The organism is Neisseria weaveri, from assembly GCF_900638685.1.
GTDB classification, from domain to species: Bacteria; Pseudomonadota; Gammaproteobacteria; order Burkholderiales; family Neisseriaceae; genus Neisseria; species Neisseria weaveri.
Map to the genome: position 1 here is coordinate 2105243 of NZ_LR134533.1, position 15659 is coordinate 2120901.

The following is a 15659-nucleotide window of genomic DNA, read 5'->3' on the forward strand; positions in this document are numbered from 1 at the left end:
TTTTGAATGTTATGAATAGAATGTTTGACCGTGTGGGGATTTATTGTTCAGACGGCCTTTGTTTTTTTATGTTGGGGCGGCTGTTTCAAATCAACCAGGCGCGTACCGGCCAGATAGTCGTAGAGAAATTGCCGGTCGCTGTTAAACCAGGCAAAGCCCCAGGGCAGTATCCACCAAATCAAAGCCGCGCCGAAAGCGGTTTTCGGCGGTACGCCCATCAGATAACGTAAGGCCAGATAAGCCAGTAGCGGCACAAAAACAATAAATACGCAGGCCCACATAAAGCGCAAACGCAGTTGGGGCAGCGCAGGTTGTATGCCGTTCAGGTCGGCCAAGCCGATTTTCCAAACCTGCATGGGCAGGGTTTGGCCTTTTTTATGCCAGTTGAGTTTGAAGTAATACCACCATGAAGCCATCAGAATCAGCGTTACCGCCAAGCTCGACAACAGCGGCGACAAAGTATTCAAACCCATTGCAGCAACACCGGCAACAAGTGAGGCAAAGGCGGTAACGGCGCCGACCAATAAGGCTTCGTACATTAAGGCGGCAGTGCGCCGTTTTAAAGTAACCGGACGGAGATTTTGCATAATTATCGGTAAAGTAGAGTCAGCGTTTGCGTAAATAAACGGATTCCGGCTGCGGTTTGCCGGCAGAAAAACCAGTTGGTTTGTCGCATTATACCGCAGGTAAAACGGATACGTTTCTATAAACCGAAATGCCGTTTTGCAGCTTCGGAGGCCGTCTGAAAAATATTGTCGCGATACGGATCCGTGCTTTGCGAAAACGGAATTTTCCGCAGCCAAGTCAGCTGCCGTTTGGCAAGCTGGCGGGTGGCCGCCACGCCTTTTTCGATAAACGACTCATAATTCAGACGGCCTTCCAGATAGTCCCAAGCCTGACGGTAGCCGACACAGCGCATAGACGGCATATTCTCATCTAATTCAGGGTAGAGTGCCTTCAGATTATGCATTTCATCAATCAATCCCTGTTCCAACATCAAATCGAAGCGGCGGGCAATCTGTGTGTGCAGTTTGGCACGGTCTTCCGGCAGCAGGGCAACCGTGTGCAGGCTGAGCGGCGGAGAGAAAGCCGCCTGCTCGCTGAAATGTACGCTTAAAGGCTTGCCGGTCAATGCATACACTTCCAAAGCACGTTCGATGCGCTGGCTGTCCTGCGGCTCCAGCCGTCCGGCGGTTTCAGGATCAATTTCCTGCAAACGGCGGTAAAGATGGGAAAGGCCGAATTCCGCTTTTTCTGCCTGAAGCCGGCTGCGTACATGCCCATCCGCTTGCGGCAGTCGGTTCAAGCCTTCCGTCAGCGCATGGAAATACATCATCGTCCCGCCGACAATCAACGGCAACCTGCCGCGCGCATGAATATCGTCCACCAAGCGCACGCAGTCGGTTACAAATTCCGCCGCGCTGTAACTTTGCAGCGGCGAAATAATATTGATCAAATGATGGGGAACCGCCGCCATTTCTGCAGCCGTCGGCTTGGCAGTGCCGATATCCATGTTTTTATACACCAGCGCGGAATCCAAGCTGATGATTTCAATCGGAAAATGTTGGGAAAGCGCCAAGGCCAGACCGGTTTTCCCGCTGGCTGTCGGGCCTAATAAAGCCAATGCTTTGGGTGTGTGCATGGGAAGGCTGATGCTGATAAAAAAGGGATTTATTATCGCAAATAAACGGTTTTTCTGCTATGGCATTGCCGGTTTTGGAGTGGGAATGGGAGATTTTGAAAAAAGGTAAAACTTTTATGCAATCTGCTTATCATAAGTAAAGGGCCGGAATAATTTATCGTGCGTAGTCTGCAGTTGGAAAATTTATATCGTTTTGAGGCCGTCTGAAATTTGCGTTTTTTTTATCAGACGGCCTTTTCGGTAGAATAAATAAGCATTTTTATCTCAACAGCATATTCACATTATGCTTCCCGTTCAAACACAAAAAGGATACCGATATGGACAACAAACTCGGCTTCAAACCGATACCCGCTGCCATTGCAGTAGGTTTGGCCTTATTGATTTGGTTCGTGATTCCCGTGCCAGAGGGCGTAACGCCCCAAGCATGGCATCTGCTGGCAATGTTTGTCGGCGTGATTGCCGCCATTATCGGCAAAGCCATGCCGATCGGCGCACTTTCGATGGTGGCGATTATGCTGGTGGCCGTTACCGGCGTTACCGCCGAAAAGCCCGCCGACGCCATTAAAGATGCTTTGAGCAGTTTCGCCAGCCCGTTGATTTGGCTGATTGGCGTATCCATTATGATTTCGCGCGGCATCCTGAAAACCGGCTTGGGCGCGCGTATCGGTTATCTGTTTATTTCCCTGTTCGGCAAAAAACCTTGGGCATCGGTTACAGCTTGGCCTTGTCGGAGCTGCTGCTCGCCCCCGTTACGCCGAGCAACACCGCACGCGGCGGCGGCATCATCCACCCCGTGATGAAAGCGATTGCCTCCAGCTACGATTCCGACCCTGAAAAAGGCACGCAAGGCCGCATCGGTAAATATCTGGCGCTGGTAAACTATCACAGCAATCCGATTACTTCTGCCATGTTCATCACCGCCACCGCGCCCAACCCGCTGGTGGTCGATATCGTTGCCAAAGTCACCAATTCCGACATTCATCTCACTTGGGGCACTTGGGCGCTGGCCATGTTGCTGCCCGGTTTGGCCGCCATGTTTTTGATGCCGTTGGTGCTCTATTTCATCTATCCGCCCGAAATCAAAGAAACACCGAACGCCGCCCAGTTTGCCAAAGAACGGCTGAAAGAATTGGGTAAAATGAACCGCGGCGAAAAAATCATGCTGGGCATTTTCGCGCTGCTGCTGATCTTGTGGGCGGGCGTGCCTGCCATGTTGTTCGGCAGCGGTTGGAAAGTCGATGCCACCACCACCGCCTTTATCGGCCTTTCCCTGCTGTTGCTTTCCGGCGTGCTTTCTTGGGACGACATTCTCAAAGAAAAAAGTGCGTGGGACACCGTAACGTGGTTCGCCGCACTCGTCATGATGGCCACTTTCTTGAATAAACTCGGCCTGATCGCATGGTTTTCCGGCGTATTGGAAAGCAGCATCGAACATCTCGGCTTGGGTTGGGTGGGCGCATCGACGCTGCTGTTGCTGGCCTATATGTATGCGCACTATATGTTTGCCAGCACCACCGCCCACATTACCGCCATGCTCGGTGCTTTCTACGCCGCCGGTATCGCCTTGGGTGCACCGCCCATGCTGTTCGCCCTGTTGATGGCGGCCGCTTCCAGTATCATGATGACGCTTACCCACTACGCCACCGGCACGTCACCCGTGATTTTCGGCTCGGGCTACACCACACTCAGCGAGTGGTGGAAAGCCGGCTTCGTGATGAGCGTCGTCAACCTGCTGGTATTCATTTTTATCGGCGGCGTTTGGTGGAAAGTTTTAGGTTATTGGTAATATAGTGTTATAGTGTTTATGTTAATGAGGCCGTCTGAAAACGAGCTTTGCGAGTTTTCAGACGGCCTGAGACCTTTGCAAAACCCTCAAAAATCCTCTAAATTTCCACTCACATCAAACTCCGAGAATTTAGAGGATTTTGTTCATGAGCAGCTTTTTACACACCGACGCCCTCCACCACATCGAAAAACATCTCGACCGCTTCCCACTCATCAAACTCGACCGTATTCTTGACTGGACACCCATCGAACAATACCTCGCCGGCCGCAAAACCCGCTACGTGCGCGACAATGGCGGCCGTCCCGCCTATCCTTTGCTCTCCATGTTCAAAGCCATCCTGCTCGGCCAATGGCACAGCCTCTCCGACCCCGAACTCGAATACAGCCTCATCAATATATTGATTATACGCCATCTTTCCTTTGGGTAGTCAGCCCGATGTTTGCCCGCTTGCCGGATTCCCCTACTTCACTTGGCTTACACTTTGGCAGACATCGGTTTGACATCTACTCCCTACTCTTTCAATAAAATTACAAATAATTCCTATTTACATAAATTACATATTGATTTAATATTTTAAAAAACGAAATAGATTGTAATGATTTACGGTCTTTTCATTAAATATACGCTTCTCACATAACAAGTGCTTTTTAACGCACAAGTCAAACCATCTATCGGGATTACTCCCAGTTTTACTGATTTCCAAAGCAACATCTTCTTCGATAAGAACCTGTTTTGCATAAAAATATTATCAAACACAACTTATCGGATTGACGCATATTTACAAAACCGAACACCTTGATATTTAACAGATGCTGGGCGTAATGAATCAGTATGCCTGCCTGCTTTAAACAACACATTAAAAAAACCGTTGTTACAAAACACCATTGATACGATATAAGGAAACAATAGATGCAGCAGCTCAAAACACTCTCACTTTGCAGCCTTACCGCCATGCTTACCGCTTGTGCGGGCGGCAGCTTCGATACGCTGAACGTCAACCCCGAACCGCCCCCGCTACCCGAACCGCCCAAAGTAGAAAAAGTACCCGAACCTCGCCAAAATCCGGAAGAGCAGGCTGCCTTAAAACAACCTGCCGCAGGTTTTGTGATGAAAGGCTTGCGCCGCAACAGAGCCAAGCACGATCAAAACGGCAATCCGTTGTTGGACGCATCGGGCAATCCTACCGAAGCGGAAATCTACATACCGCTCAATCCCAACGATGTCGAAGCCGTTAACGATGCAGATTTGACTATTCCCAAGCTGAAAGAAATGCAGAACGACCCTAACAACCGCGGGGCTCATCATGTTTATCACACAGGCAAACAGCAAGAAGGCAAATACCAATATATCCGCTTCGGCCACGTTACTGCCGATTATCCCGAAGTAATTGAAGAAACGGTTAGGGATAAAGAGGGCGATTTAAAATGGTATACGCAAAGAGAAGGCTGGAACGTTCACACCTTTTATCACGGCACCTCTGCCGCAGCCGCCCTTCCCGTTGACAACAACGTAAACTATCGGGGTGAGTGGTATTTCATGAGCGACGTAAAAAAAGGCAAAGGAAAAGAACCCGGAAGCAACCCTCACCTCGGCAACGGTTTTAACAGCCTGAAAGGTAACGGCGATATTGCCAGTGCAACCGGCCAAGCAAATGAGACTACCGACAAAAAATATACGTCTGACTTTACCGTTAATTTCGCCGATAAAAGCATGACAGGCGGGCTTCATTACGAATCACGCATCGAATCCAAAAGGAAGCTGTACGACATTGAAGCACAGCTCAACGGCAACCGCTTTACCGGAAAAGCCTTATCTAAGGTAAACGACGACTCTTCAACCTTAGACAAAGCATTTTTTGCTGCCGACTCCAACCTGCTCGAAGGCGGTTTCTACGGCCCCGAAGCCCAAGAGCTTGCCGGCAAATTCTTAGCCAACGACAACTCTTTGTTTGTCGTATTCGGCGCAAAACGCGATAGCGACAATCCGAACCAACCTAAAAAAACCAATGCATTATTAGACGCTTTCTATATTACCGTTCCCAAACGGGTTGATGTGGAGTACGAAGAGGAAGAAGAAATCAACGAAACCGACACCGCCGCAAACGACGCCCTTACAGAAGAAGACTTTACCGAAGAAGAAGAAAAAGAACCCGAAGTCCGCCAACACCTCACCGAAACCGAGCGCAAACCTTTAGCCAATTTCGGCTATGCCATGAAACTGCGCTTCGGCAACAAAGTTTTCGACTTGGAAAAAGCTGAGCTTGACGAAATGCTGAAAAACGCCAACGCCGAAATAGGTGCCGACACAACAGGCAAAACCCACAGCATTACCCTACCGGAGAACAGCGAAGGCAAGCCCCGCGAGTTCGTGCAGGTGTGTTGCAGCAACTTGAGCTATCTGCGCTTCGGCCAATTCGTGTTACAGGAAAAAGCAGGGCAAGACCCCGTGCACGCTCTCTATCTACAAGGCGAAAGAACCCCCGTATCCGATCTGCCGCAATCAGGAAAAGCCACATACTTAGGCAGCTGGACCGGCTTTATCAAAGTACAACCGCCGCAACGCCACGCATTCGGCAACCCCGACTACGGTCATAACGCCACCATGAAAAACATCAGCTCAAGCAGCAGATCCGGCGTTTCATCATTTGACGTTGATTTTGATAACAAAAAGCTGAACGGCGCATTAATCGGCACCGACAGCCGCAGAGTATTCAATATCGAAGCCAATATCAACGGCAGCGGCTTTACAGGCCGAGGCTATACCGACGGCAGCTTCCCCTTCGACCCGGGTAATCTCACTAAAGGCTATTCCGCCTATGTTCCCGATGCCAAAGTGGAGGGCGGTTTCTACGGCCCCGGCGCACGCGAACTGGGCGGCACGCTGATCTACAACTCACCGGATAAAGACCAAGACAGCACAGATATCCGCGCAGGTGCGGTATTCGGCGCAACCAAACAAGAATAAGCCGCAGGCTGAACCCGGCAGGAGAAGCGGTTTGCCCGTTTCATCCTGCCGCCTAGCCGCCTGGGTTTTCAGACGGCCTCATCCGCCGATACCGACAACAATCATAAATCAATACAGCAGACAACCATTATGTTTACTACTCATCCCTCACCACAGCAAAAAATCATCGTAACTTCGTTATCTCTATGTTTTGCCGCATTTTCCGGCAACCTGCACGCTGCTGACCAAGCGCAAACCGAAAGTGCGGTCGAACTTGACACCGTGTATGTAACCGCGCCCAAAAAAATCAACCGTAAAACCCAAGAAGTTACCGGCTTGGGCAAAGTGGTTAAAAATGCCGAACAGCTCGAAAAAGAACAAGTGCTGAATATCCGCGACTTGGTGCGCTACGACCCGGGCATCTCCGTAGTAGAACAAGGCCGGGGCGGCAGCAGCGGGTTTTCCATCCGCGGGGTGGACAAAAACCGCGTACAGGTATCGGTAGACGGCATTCCCCAACTGCAATCCTATGCCGACACCACTTCGTCCAGCGGCGGCAGCGGCTCCATGAACGAAATCGAATATGAAAACGTATCGGCCGTAGAAATCAGCAAAGGCAGCAACAGCGTTGAAGCCGGCAGCGGCAGCTTGGGCGGCTCGGTAAACTACCACACCAAAAACGTCGGCGATTTTCTTCAAGAAGGCGAAAAATGGGGGCTGACCGGCAAATCGGTTTACAGCAGCAAAGACAAACGATTCGCCCAAACCCTCGGCGGTGCGTTCAGCTATAAAGGTTTTGAAGGTTTGCTGCAATACACCCACCGCAAAGGCAACGAAATCGATATCCACAAAGATGCGGGCAACACCAGCCAATCGTTTTACAAACAACATGTTTACGAAGACAAATACGACCTGCGCGGAGAGCCGGGCCTCTTGAGCAACAATATGTTCCGTTTTGAAGACGAACCCGATGTTATCCGCCACAAATCCACCCCTACCCGCTCCGACTTATGGCAGCCGCAAAGCCGCACCGAGCCTTTCACGCCCGAAGAAGAAGCCCAGCGCCGCCACGCCATGCGGCATAAAAAAGAAACCGTGTCGGCTAAAGAATACACCGGTGCTAACCGCATCCGCCCCAATCCGATGGAATACCGCAGCGGTTCGTGGCTGGCTCGTTTGGGCTACCATATTTCTCCGCAGCATCATATCGGCTGGCTGACGGAACACACCAAACAGAACTACGACAGTCGCGACATGCGCTACCCTTCCTACTACCCGCCTTTATCCAAACCCCTCTTCGAGCTGAACGATGACGGCGTTTGGCGCAACGACCTCCGCGAAGGCTACTCCAAGCTGCTGTGGTCGCGCGCCCGTTTCTTGCAAGAGCGGCACAGCAAAATGCGTAACGGCATCGCCTACCGCTACAAACCTCAAGAAGGCGGAACTTGGGCCGACGCTTTAGAGCTGAGCATCGACCGCCAAAACATTAAAACCGACACCGGAACCGTTCACGCACATTGTTCCCGCTATCCGGATTACAGCACAACGCTCAACTGCGCCCCCAGCAAAGACAAACCCGGTTCTTTTTTAAGTGAAGAGCAAATCGACTACACCGAAAACCATACGTTGTTCAACACCAAATGGAACAAAAAATGGCAGTGGGGGCGCAGCAAACACGACGTTCAAATTGCAGCCGGCTACGACCATTTCGATTCGAGCTTTGCCAAAGCTTTCCGCGAAACCTCTGCACAGAAAAACCAAGTCAGAATAGGCACGGAAACCCGCGTTATCAACGGGCAAAAGCGCGTCATCGACATTTATAAAGACTTGGGTACCGTTATAACTGATGTATATCCCTGTATCGATTGGAAGATCGAAACCTGCTCGCGCAAACCGATTAAAGGCAACAGCTATTATCTCGCCCTGCGCGACAATATAGCCTTGGGCAAATACATCGATCTCGGCCTCGGCTTACGCTTAGACCGCCACCGTTTCCGCTCCGACGATGTTGCCATTAAAAACAAAAACTACACCAACCGCTCGTGGAATGCCGGCCTCGTTGTCAAACCCAACAGCAGATGGGCGCTTTCCTACCGCGCCTCCAACGGCTTCCGCGTACCCAGCTTCCAAGAGCTTTACGGTTACAACGTGCCGGGCATCCCGCGCGACAGCAAAGTCCACTACGTTGCCGATTTGGAGCCGGAAAAATCGTTCAACCAAGAATTTGGCCTCACGTTTAAAGGCAACTTCGGCAATATCGAACTGAGCATGTTCAACAGCCGCTACCGCGACCTGATTGCCTATGCCATCACCAAAACCGACAAAAATAATTACCAAAATATCGGTAACTTCAACCTTCAAAACACCGATCTGAACGGTATCAATATCCGCTCGTCGATAGACTTGAACGGCATGTGGAGCAAACTGCCCGAAGGCTTGTCGTTAAACATGGCCTACAACCGCATCAAGGCCAAACGCCTGTTTAACAACCACCCCGAACGCTACACTTGGCTGGCCGACTATCCGCTCGAAACCATCCAGCCGTCGCGCTATGTGCTCGGGCTGAATTACGACGCCCCTTCCGAAAAATGGGGAATGTCGATGAACTGGATACACTCGCGCGGCAAAAACCCGCAGGAACTCATCAGCAAAGCCTATTCGGATACCGGCCCCACCATCAACCGCGCCGTTACCAAAGCGGCCACCAAACCGTGGACAACCGTCGATTTGATCGGCTATTACCGTCCGTGGAAAAAAGCCACCCTGCGAGCGGGCATTTATAACGCCATGAACTACCGTTATCTGACTTGGGAAACCGTGCGCCAAAGTTCCATCAACTCCCTGTCGCAGCAAAAAGTACCCGGCTCCGACTACCAACAGTTCGCCGCACCCGGCCGCAACATTACCGTAGGGTTTGAAATGAAGTTCTAACCAACAGGCTTTAAACACTAAAGGCCGTCTGAAAAACATTCAGACGGCCTGAGCCGTGCCACAGCGCACACCATATCGAACTGACCTGCGGTTTATTACACCGCTTATCTTACTTCACGACATCACATACCATGCACACCAACACACACCGTTCAGGCCGTCTGAAAACCAGCAAAGCTGGTTTCGCTAAAACGAGCTTTGCGAGTTTCGCCAAAATCGGCAAAGCCGGCTTCACTAAAACGGGTTTCACCACTGCCTTGTTGCTGTTCACATGCACCACAACGGCACAAACACTCACGCCTGAACAAAAACCCGAACCCGTCCAACCCGAACTGCCCGAACTGGCATCCGATCAGCCCGTATGGCAACCCGCCGAAGCAGCCTCCGCGCCCATACAGGATATCGACGAAGCCACTTTGCTCGCCCGACCGCAACTGCTCAACCTGCTGCTGGATAAAAGCGTATTGCGAAACGACTTTGACGGCATCGGCGTATTACTGCCCGTTTACCGCAAACTGCCCTCAAGCAACCGCGACCCCATCCTTTTGCAATTGGCCGAAAGCAAACTGGCCATGCACCAAGGCCGCTTCGGTGAAGCCGTAGCCGGGCTCCGCAACCTGATTGCCGAAAAACCCGAGCTAAACGTAATCCGCATGTATCTGGCGATTGCTCTCTTCTACGACCGCCAAGACCTCGCCGCCAAAGACCAATTTACCAAACTTCTCGCCCAATCCGACCTGCCCGAACCGGAAAAACAAGCCATCAACCGCTTTCTCGACGAACTGCGGCAAAGCCACCGCTGGCAATTCAGCGGCGGAGCCAACTACACCTACGAACCCAATATCAACAACGCCCCCATCGTCAAACAACAAGGCAATCTCGACACCCGATCGCAACCCGAAAGTGCCCACGGCGTCAGCTACCGTATCGGCGCAGAAAAAGACTGGGTGCTGCCGCACGGCTTCACCGCCAAATTCAGCACCGACATCCACGGCAAGCACTATCCCGCACACAAACAATACAACGATCTGCTGGTTAACACCGCCGCCGGTATCGGCTACCGCAACGCCCGTTTTGATGCCGAAATCATGCCGTTCGTTTCCAAACGCTGGTGGCGGGGCGGCAAAGAAGAAAGCGGTCTGAAACCGTATTCCGAGAGCTTCGGCGCCACCCTCGGCGTAAGTACCCGACTCGACCGCCGCTGGCGGCTGAACCAATACGCCCGCATCGAAAAAATCAACCACGAACACCGCTTCCGCTTCGACGGCATCCGCCGCCAAACCGGCCACACCCTGATTTACCAATCCAACCCGCGCCAAGCATGGTTCGGCGGATTGGATTTCCAGCGCGAAACCCTACACGACCCCGACAACAGCAACCACCAATGGACGGCATCGCTGGGCTGGATACAGGAATGGCCCAAAGGCTTCAGCACCCGCACCCGCGCCGCATGGAGCAAACAAACCTACCACGCCCCCATGCCTTGGCCGATTCAAAAAACCCGAAAAGACCGTGCCTTGCAGCTCAACCTTTCCGTATGGCACCGCAATATCCATTTCTGGGGCATTACCCCGCGCATCACTTGGCAGCATACCCGCAACAAGAGTAACGTGTTTCTCTATGATTACCGCAAACAGAATATGTTTGTAGAATTTTCCAAAACATTTTAAAGCCCTCTCAAGCTCGCAAAAATTCAGGCCGTCTGAACATTTCAGACGGCCTGCTTAGCCCTTCATTTACAGAAAATCAAAGATTTACCACAGAAAAAAGCGGTTCGTCCGCTCACGTTCCGCCTTACGGAATGCCCACGGTGCCTGCGGCTCGCTATCCCGCCACAAGCCGAGCCGTTGGTTGCGGGCAACCGCCTCGGCATAAGCGTAGGCGGCAAAATCCTGTTTGTGCTGCCTACGCTTGGCAATCGACGCATAGTGCCAAGCATAGCCCTGTTGAATCTGCATTAAATTCACATCCTGCCGCTGCACCCACACTTGCGCCACTTCCCGACCATAACTGTCAATATCGAAAATACGCACTTCTGCGGTTTGCCCCCAAACGGCCTTTTCCAACATCCTGCGGGCGGCCAGCCCGTGTGCCTGCTGCAATTCCGGCGCATCAATATAAGCCAGACGTATTTTGTGCTTTCGGCCGTGGGTATCGGTCATTCTCAGCGTATCGCCGTCTGAAACCGCCGTAACCACACCTTCGTAATATCGGACGTAAGATTCGTTCCTCTGCTTCTGCCCGGCCGGTTTGGCGGTGTTGCGGTAAGATTGCCACCACGAAAACAAATCATCGGCGTGGAGATTGCCGGCGGTAAAGCAGCAAAGCAGGAGCAGAAATGCAGTTTGGCGCGTCATAAAACGGTTTAGAGATAAGTATAAAGACAAGCAGGATAACGTCTAAGGCGGTTCGCTGGCAATCACAGACCAAAACCTTTGCGCCTATCTTCCGCTCATTTCTGAGTTAGGCGCCGCCTGCCCGTTGGCCTATGATGCGATATGCCAGCATCCCCTACGCAGCTGCGCATTGAACTGCACTTACATCGGGAGGGTTGGTAAAAATCACAGGCCGTCTGAAACCCTGTTTTCAGACGGCCTTTCTTTCCAGCAGCCCGTTTACTTCTCCCCCAACTTCTTCAAAACCGCTTTCACCGCTTGAATCCGTGTTTCCACATCTTCCATCACCGCGCTTACGCGCAATTTGTCTGCGCCGGCCATGCGGTAGTTTTTGTTGCTTTGCATCAGCAGGATAATCTGCGCGGGGTCGATGTTGTGGTGTTTGCCGAAGGTGAGGGTAACGGCGTCGCCGGTGGCATCGATCGCGTCTATGCCCATTTCTTTGGCCGTCAGGCGGATGCGGTGGCTTTCTATCAGGGTTTTGACGGGTTGTTCGGGCAGGCCGAAGCGGTCGACGAGTTCTTCGTGCACGCTGTTGATTTGGCCTTCGGTTTCGCAGGTGGCGAGGCGTTTGTAGAGCACTAGGCGCTCGTGGATGTCGGGGCAGTAGCTTTCGGGCAAGAGCGCGGGGCTGTGCAGTTTGATTTCGGTGGTTACGCCCAGCGGTGCATCGAGGTCGGGCTGGCGGCCTTTTTTGAGGTCGCGCACGGCTTGTTTGAGCATTTCGGTGTAGAGGGTGAAGCCGACCTGCATCATTTCGCCGCTTTGCCCTTCGCCGAGGATTTCGCCGGCGCCGCGGATTTCCAAATCCTGCATGGCAAGGGTGAAGCCTGCGCCGAGTTCGTCGGCGGCGGAAATGGCATCGAGGCGTTTTTCAGCATCTTTGGTGATGTATTCGGGCGTGAGCAGGTAGGCGTAGGCTTGGTGGTGGCTGCGGCCGACACGCCCGCGCAATTGGTGCAGTTGGGCAAGGCCGAATTTGTCGGCGCGGTTGATGATGATGGTGTTGGCGTTGGGGATGTCGATGCCGGTTTCAATGATGGTGGAACACAGCAGCAGGTTGAACCGCTGTTGCAGGAAGTCGCGCATCACTTGTTCGAGTTCGCGCTCGCGTAATTGGCCGTGAGCTACGCCGATACGGGCTTCGGGCAGCAGGGTTTCGAGGCGTTCGCGCATGTTTTCGATGGTTTCGACTTCGTTGTGTAAAAAGAATACTTGCCCGCCGCGTTTGAGTTCGCGCAGCACGGCTTCGCGCACGCTGGCTTCGCTGAAGGGCTTGACGAAGGTTTTAACGGCCAAACGGCGGCTGGGCGCGGTGGTGATGAGCGAGAAATCGCGCAATCCTTCGAGCGCCATGCTGAGGGTGCGCGGAATGGGGGTGGCGGTTAGGGTGAGGATATCGACGTTGGCGCGCAGGCGTTTGAGTTGCTCTTTTTGGCGCACGCCGAAGCGGTGTTCTTCGTCGATGATAACCAAACCTAAATTTTTGAATTGGATATCGTCTTGCACGAGTTTATGCGTGCCGATAACGATATCGACCGTGCCGTCGGCCATGCCGGCGAGCGTGGCTTTGGTTTCTTTGCTGCTGTTGAAGCGGGAAAGCTGGGCAACTTTAACGGGAAAATCGGCGAAGCGGTCGCTGAAATTTTGTGCGTGTTGTTCCACCAGCAGCGTGGTAGGCGCAAGCACGGCCACTTGTTTGCCGCCCATCACGGCCACGAAGGCGGCGCGCAAGGCGACTTCGGTTTTGCCGAAACCGACATCGCCGCACACGAGCCTGTCCATCGGCTTGCCTTGGGTGAGGTCTTTGAGTACGGCGGCGATGGCGGCGGCTTGGTCTTCGGTTTCTTCGTAGCCGAAGCCGTCTGAAAAGGCTTGGTAGTCCAATTCGTTAAACTGGAATTTAAATCCTTCTTGCGCGGCGCGTTGGGCGTAGAGATTGAGCAGTTCGGCGGCGGTGTCGCGGGCTTTTTCGGCGGCTTTGCGCTTGGCTTTGCCCCATGCAGCGGTGCCCAAGCGGTGCAGTTGCACGTTTTCATAGGCATGGCCGGAATAGCGGCTGATCAGGTGCAGCTGCGACACGGGCACATAAAGCTGGGCTTCGTTGGCGTATTCGAGCAGCATCATTTCGGTGCTGCCTTCGCCCAAATCCATGCTGACCAAGCCCATATAGCGGCCGATGCCGTGCTCTTCGTGTACCACGGGGTCGCCGATGTTGATTTCGGCCAAATCGCGCAAAAGGCCGTCTGAAACTTGAGCGTGTTTCTTGCGGCGTGCGGTGCGGCTGCGGGCGACGTATTGGTAGAGGTCGGATTCGGTGATGACGGCAAGGCCGGTTGTAGGTCGGATACTTGTATCCGACATTTGTGCCGATTGCGTTTTGTCGGATTCAAGAATCCGACCTACGGGTTCTGCATCAATGGACAGGCTACCTGAAAGGCCGTCTGAAAGATGGGCTGCCGTAGGTCGGATACTGGTATCCGACATTTGCTCTGATTGTGTTTTGTCGGATTCAAGAATCCGACCTACGGGTTCGGCCGATTCGGAAATACCGCCCGCGTTTTCAGACGGCAGCTGAAACCCGTACGCCAACTGCGTGACGGCAATGCACAGCGGCGCATCGCTGTTTAAAAACGCCTGCCAGCCGTCCACGCTTTTCGGTTTCAGACCGTGTTGGGCAAAAAAGCCGAGCATGGTTTCGCGGCGGCCTGCGCTTTCGGCGCACAACAGAATCCTGCCCTCAAAGGCCGTCTGAAAACCGTGCAGGGCGGCGAGCGGGGTTTCGGATTGGCGGTTCACGGCCACATCGGGCAGCGCGTGTTGTTTGCCGTGGAAGTCGGGCAGGATTTGGCCGTAAGGTTTCAGACGGCCTGCAAACTGGTCTTCACTGAGATACAAATGCTGTGGATGCAAAGGCGGGTAAGTTTCATCGCCCTTAGCCATCGCAAAGCGCGATTTGACATCCGACCAAAAGCGCGAAGCCTCGGCGTGCACGTCGCCGATGCAGACCACCAGCGCTTCTTCGCCGATGTAGTCGAACAGCGTGGCCAATTCGTTTTCAAAAAACAGCGGTAGATAATATTCCACGCCCGCGCCGAAATGGCCGCTGCTCACGGCTTTGTAAACGGTGGCGGCGTTGTAGTCGCCCTCGATTTCTTCGCGGAAACGGCTGCGGAAGATTTTTTGCGCGTCGTCGTCGGTCGGGAACTCGTGCGCGGGCAGCAGGCGGATTTCGGAAACGGGCGCGATGGTGCGCTGGGTGTCGGGGTCGAAGGTTTTGATGCTGTCGATTTCGTCGCCGAACATATCCAAGCGGTAGGGCGCGTCGCTGCCGCTGGGGAAAATATCCAAAATGCCGCCGCGCAGGGCGAATTCGCCGGCGGCAATCACGTTGGAAACATTGCTGTAACCGGCTTCCACCAAGTTTTCCCGCAGCGCGTCGATATCCAAAGTTTGGCCGGTTTTCAGCCAAAACGTGCGCCCCATCAAAAACGACACCGGCGCGAGCTTCTGCATGGCGGTGGCCACCGGCACGAACACCGCATCCGCCGCGCCCTGCTTAATCTGCCACAGCGCGGCCAGCCGTTCCGACACCAAATCGTGATGCGGCGAAAAACGCTCGTAGGGCAGCGTTTCCCAGTCGGGCAGAAACACGGCCTTATCCTGCGGGCGGAAAAACTGCCACGCGGTTTGCAGGCGCAGGGCCTGCTCCACATCTTGCGTCAGAATGATTTTAACGGGCTTTTCAGGCAGGCATCGGGCTAGGAAAAACGGCAGGCTGCCGCGGGAAAGGTCGAGCCAGCGGGATTTTTGGGCGGGGGCGGGGATGGGATAATTCATATGGATACGGATAGCAGTTTAGGCCGTCTGAAACATTTTCAGACGGCCTGTGTTGAAGATGCGCTTATTTTATCATGTATCCCGTGCTCCATTTACAGGCCGTCTGAAAAAGGTTTAGCAT

Annotated in this window: 8 protein-coding genes and 1 pseudogene; 5 read left to right on the top strand and 4 right to left on the bottom strand. The window is 53.2% G+C overall.

The features are described 5' to 3' along the window. Positions 1–47 precede the first annotated feature (47 nt). On the bottom strand, positions 48–587 hold the full coding sequence (locus tag EL309_RS10085) for an RDD family protein (RefSeq protein ID WP_004284884.1): 540 nt from the start codon (positions 585–587) through the stop codon (positions 48–50). Between the two features lie 116 nt (positions 588–703). Then, positions 704–1642 carry a tRNA (adenosine(37)-N6)-dimethylallyltransferase MiaA gene (gene miaA, locus EL309_RS10090; protein WP_004284882.1) on the bottom strand — a complete coding sequence of 313 codons (939 nt, stop codon included), beginning with the start codon at positions 1640–1642 and terminating at the stop codon, positions 704–706. Between the two features lie 317 nt (positions 1643–1959). On the opposite strand from miaA, the pseudogene EL309_RS10095 reads away from it, so the two are divergent. From EL309_RS10095 to EL309_RS10115, 5 genes and pseudogenes are all read left to right on the top strand, one after another. After that, positions 1960–3428 (top strand): annotated as a pseudogene (locus tag EL309_RS10095) (DASS family sodium-coupled anion symporter). A gap of 145 nt (positions 3429–3573) precedes the next feature. Further along, entirely contained in the window at positions 3574–3855 is a 282-nt protein-coding gene (locus tag EL309_RS10100) for a transposase (RefSeq protein WP_372513003.1), read from the top strand. A gap of 482 nt (positions 3856–4337) precedes the next feature. Continuing rightward, a complete protein-coding gene (locus EL309_RS10105; protein ID WP_193777304.1) occupies positions 4338–6392 on the top strand; it encodes a transferrin-binding protein-like solute binding protein in 2055 nt (684 codons plus the stop codon). Between the two features lie 129 nt (positions 6393–6521). Then, positions 6522–9302, top strand: coding sequence for a lactoferrin/transferrin family TonB-dependent receptor (locus EL309_RS10110; protein WP_040670078.1), 2781 nt, complete (start codon positions 6522–6524; stop codon positions 9300–9302). A 131-nt stretch (positions 9303–9433) separates the two neighbouring features. Next, entirely contained in the window at positions 9434–10972 is a 1539-nt protein-coding gene (locus EL309_RS10115) for a surface lipoprotein assembly modifier (protein ID WP_004284997.1), read from the top strand. Positions 10973–11056: 84 nt separating this feature from the next. Here EL309_RS10115 and EL309_RS10120 read toward each other — a convergent pair whose 3' ends face one another. Both EL309_RS10120 and mfd read right to left on the bottom strand, forming a co-directional pair. Next, entirely contained in the window at positions 11057–11659 is a 603-nt protein-coding gene (locus EL309_RS10120; RefSeq protein WP_004284996.1) for a thermonuclease family protein, read from the bottom strand. A gap of 258 nt (positions 11660–11917) precedes the next feature. After that, positions 11918–15538 carry a transcription-repair coupling factor gene (gene mfd / locus EL309_RS10125; RefSeq protein WP_004284995.1) on the bottom strand — a complete coding sequence of 1207 codons (3621 nt, stop codon included), beginning with the start codon at positions 15536–15538 and terminating at the stop codon, positions 11918–11920. Positions 15539–15659 lie beyond the last annotated feature (121 nt).

Bases quoted from the DNA above. Each gene is read 5' to 3' on its own strand.
- EL309_RS10085 (WP_004284884.1), bottom strand. From the start codon at position 587: ATGCAAAATCTCCGTCCGGTTACTTTAAAACGGCGCACTGCCGCCTTA.
- miaA (WP_004284882.1), bottom strand. From the start codon at position 1,642: ATGCACACACCCAAAGCATTGGCTTTATTAGGCCCGACAGCCAGCGGG.
- EL309_RS10100 (WP_372513003.1), top strand. From the start codon at position 3,574: ATGAGCAGCTTTTTACACACCGACGCCCTCCACCACATCGAAAAACAT.
- EL309_RS10105 (WP_193777304.1), top strand. From the start codon at position 4,338: ATGCAGCAGCTCAAAACACTCTCACTTTGCAGCCTTACCGCCATGCTT.
- EL309_RS10110 (WP_040670078.1), top strand. From the start codon at position 6,522: ATGTTTACTACTCATCCCTCACCACAGCAAAAAATCATCGTAACTTCG.
- EL309_RS10115 (WP_004284997.1), top strand. From the start codon at position 9,434: ATGCACACCAACACACACCGTTCAGGCCGTCTGAAAACCAGCAAAGCT.
- EL309_RS10120 (WP_004284996.1), bottom strand. From the start codon at position 11,659: ATGACGCGCCAAACTGCATTTCTGCTCCTGCTTTGCTGCTTTACCGCC.
- mfd (WP_004284995.1), bottom strand. From the start codon at position 15,538: ATGAATTATCCCATCCCCGCCCCCGCCCAAAAATCCCGCTGGCTCGAC.